This window comes from Limosilactobacillus pontis, from assembly GCF_002940945.1.
GTDB lineage: Bacteria > Bacillota > Bacilli > Lactobacillales > Lactobacillaceae > Limosilactobacillus > Limosilactobacillus pontis_A.
In genome coordinates, this window is record NZ_PNFV01000019.1 from 1 (window position 1) to 3,677 (window position 3,677).

The following is a 3,677-nucleotide window of genomic DNA, read 5'->3' on the forward strand; positions in this document are numbered from 1 at the left end:
GGCGGGACTAGGTTTAGTCTTAACAACCGTAGTCTCAATAATTATTTTCAAAGAACAAATAAATCTAATAACTATAGTATCTATAGTTTTAATCATAGTCGGCGTAGTTTCGTTAAACATTTTCGGAACATCGCATTAATTGCTTTATTCCAATTGCTTTATTGACGTTGAGCCTCCGAACCCTTAACAAACCCAAAACTTGTCGAATGGTCGGCTTAATAGCTCACGCTATGCCGACTTTCGTCTGCAAGTTTAGTTAAGGGTTCTTCTCAACGCACAATAAATTTTCTCGGCATAAATGCGTCGTCTTTATAAAGTGTAGCCATCATCTCGTTCATCTTCAAAAATAATTTCTGGTTCATGCCTTTGATATTTTTTCTTAAAGAATTGTTCATCGTTATCATCTACAATCATTGTTTCTCGCATTTTTGAGCTTTCTAAGTGATTATCAATATGGTTAATCAACGAATGATATGTTTCTTCTTTCATCACACCTTTAATCAACTTAAACACATTGTTAAATAGTTTATACGAACGGTTTAACTCTTTTTCTTTTTCTTGATTTTGTTCCAATAAATTATTATAACTATCCGCTAAATCATTGTATTCATCTATTACTTTTCCATTTTTAATCTGTTCGTCTAATAATCTATCTTCTAATCTTTTGTTTTTTTCCTCAAAATCTTTTAAAGCCTTTCCGCTTTTAATATATTCATAATCATCAGTAATGAGTTGAGAAGCTTTTACTTGTTCCTGCAATAAATCAAATTCATTTTTATCAATAACGACGTTACCTGTTTCCTGTGTTTCTTTGTTGAACAGTCCACCAACTTTTTCAGTTTCAAGCTCATATGGGACATTTATAGGCTTTTTTAGAACATCTAAAGCATTTTGATACTGTTCCATTACTTCTTCGCTTTCTTGCTTTATACGGTCTAATTTTCGGCTCTCATGCTCATATTCTTCTTTGTGATAATCTGTTAAATTTTTATAACGACTTATCTGCTCATGTCGTCTCGGTGTAACGCCCCTTGTTATACCTCTACTCAAGTCATAACCACAACTATTGATATGTTCGTTAAATCTATCTTGAAATTCAGTTAGTGCCTTTTTATTACCTAAAACCTCTTTCGCACTCAATCGACCATCTTCTGTAATCGGAACTACCCCATAATGCATATGAGGTGTTTTTTCGTCCATATGCACTGTTGCATATAATAAATTATCTTTTCCATACTCTTGTTCTAAAAACGTTTTAGCATGTTCAAAAAACTGCTTTGTTTCTTCAAGTGTTTGATTTTTAAAAAATTCATTACCAGATGTAATTAAACCATCAATATGTTTTACTGCGTCTTTTCTAATTTTGCGTTTCCCATTATAATTTTGTTCAATTTTCTCATCGATTTTTTGATTATAATCAATCGGACTATCATTGACTAAATCATAATTTAAGTATGATTTTTCTAAATCAATATCCATATTTTCATAATTTTTATTTTGTCTTTGTACATGTTTTTGAATACCTTTTGTATTCGTTTTTGATTTTACTTTAGCAACTCTGATAATAGAATACGGCATATTAAAATCCCTCCACTGCACATGTTTTTGCGTAGCTTTATTTATTAAAGTATAACACACTAGACTTATTTACTTCGTAATTAAGTCGTTAAACCGTGTGCTCTGCGAGGCTAGTTTTTGTGCAAGCACAAAAAATGGACTGAACAAGTCAGTCCATAAGTTCAAAACCTGCGACCAAAAATGGTGGTCGCAAATTCGTTTTTAAATTTTATGATCACTTCGTGTATAAAATTTAATGCACTCAAAATTCAAAATCTGATAGCCAAAAATCAATCTGCTTTTGCAATTGTTTTTCGTTTGCTTTTAAAGTCGATTTCATTAATTCCGTTAAATCAACTGGAGATATTTCTTTAATTAAATTTTTAAATTTATACTTAGTATTCCTACTTAATTTTCCCCACATACTTTCTTCATGCAGCAAAGTATAAACCATAGCTTGCTCATTAATTTTTTCTAAAGTAGTCCACGCAGGTTTCAAAATGTGTAAGTCATTAAAACAATCATTCCAGTAATCAACCATATCTCTTTTCAATTCAACTTCTACACGCCACAGATGTTCAGACATAACTTCAACATCTGCGTTATCTTTACGTTCTTGTTTTTTATTATAAATTCTAATAAATCTATCACTATCACGAACTCCAAAATATTTTGTTTCTGGCTTGCCATTACGACCATATAAAACAGTTTTTTTAACTGTTTTATCAGTCATTGCATAGTAATCGCTTAAATCATCTTCAAAATCAAAAGCCAAATCTAATCTTGTAAAACCGTCATCTTCCATGTAGTCGATAACATTTTTCTTTAACCATAGCATTTCATCGTGTGTTAATTTATTCGGATTAAATTCAACCCGCATATTACGTCTATCCCATGTATCTGCTTTTACTTTGTCATATTCAATATAAACTTTTTCTTGAAGTGCTTTAGCTTTAAATTTTGTTTGTAATATATCCCAAAGTCTAATTTGTGGCTCAACACTCATAAATTCAGATAGTTTTTGAGCATTATTTTTATTAAGATTTCCAACAATAGTCATAGCATCAAAACTTAATTTTGGTTGAGATTGTCCCAAAGTTTGAACACTTAACCGGCTATTAGAGTATCCGGTTTTAGAAAAATTTAAGTTTTCGTTTTCTAAGCTTTGTTTTGCCTGAATTTCTTCTGCTTTTTTAATCATAAAAAAACAACTCCTTAATTTAATTTAAGAAGTCGCTCACCCGAATATATATCTTGAAGAATAAACTTATATCGTTTAATATCTAGATATACAAGATATAAAAAAACAACTTAGTGTTTTTTCTAGGTAAGTCGCTATCACAAACTTTGGCGAGGGAGTGAGCGACTTCTTTTTATTTTGTTATTAATATAACACTATCAAAAGACTTGGTCTAATCAGATCAGGTCTTTTTTTATTTAAGCATTTGTATTATCTGGTAAACAGTTAAAACTACTAAAACACCAAGTACATACTTACTTGCTATAAAATTCTCAAAAGCTTCTCTAAATTTCATTTCTTCAACTCCTTTTATTGCTTTATTCCAATTGCTTTATTGACGTTGAGCCTCGGAACCCTTAACAATCCCAAAACTTGTCGAATGGTCGGCTTAATAGCTCACGCTATGCCGACATTCGTCTCCAAGTTTAGTTAAGGGTTCTTCTCAACATCAATAAATTTTCTCGGCATAAATGCATGTTTACTGTAAAATTGATACTGATACAAATAAAAAATAAAAGGATCGTTGCAAATGAAAAATACTTAGAATAAAATTAAATAAAATACGAAAATTAAAAGGAGTTAAAAATGCCTTATATTTATTTAATAATATCCATAAGTACTGAAGTTATTGGAAGTGCATTTCTTAAATCTTCAGAAGGCTTTTCAAAATTTATACCATCCTTAGGAACAATAATTTCATTTGGAATTTGTTTCTATTTTTTAAGTAAAACAATGCAACACCTACCACTAAATATAACTTATGCAACTTGGGCGGGACTAGGTTTAGTCTTAACAACCGTAGTCTCAATAATTATTTTCAAAGAACAAATAAATCTAATAACTATAGTATCTATAGTTTTAATCATAGTCGGCGTAGTTT

At 30.4% G+C, this 3,677-nt stretch carries 3 protein-coding genes and 1 pseudogene; 2 read left to right on the plus strand and 2 right to left on the minus strand.

The genetic code is table 11. The features are described from left to right. Positions 1-139 (plus strand): annotated as a pseudogene (locus CK797_RS08965) (quaternary ammonium compound efflux SMR transporter QacC); the annotation flags it as partial. A gap of 170 nt (positions 140-309) precedes the next feature. Here CK797_RS08965 and mobV read toward each other — a convergent pair. Both mobV and CK797_RS08975 read right to left on the minus strand, forming a co-directional pair. Next, complete coding sequence (gene mobV / locus CK797_RS08970; protein WP_031766525.1) at positions 310-1,578, minus strand: MobV family relaxase; 1,269 nt, start codon at positions 1,576-1,578, stop codon at positions 310-312. Between the two features lie 241 nt (positions 1,579-1,819). Then, entirely contained in the window at positions 1,820-2,758 is a 939-nt protein-coding gene (locus tag CK797_RS08975; protein WP_029264623.1) for a replication initiation factor domain-containing protein, read from the minus strand. Positions 2,759-3,382: 624 nt separating this feature from the next. Between CK797_RS08975 and qacC the strand changes: the two genes are divergently transcribed. Next, the coding region (qacC, locus tag CK797_RS08980; RefSeq protein ID WP_104689395.1) for a quaternary ammonium compound efflux SMR transporter QacC at positions 3,383-3,677 on the plus strand (295 nt) is incomplete at its 3' end.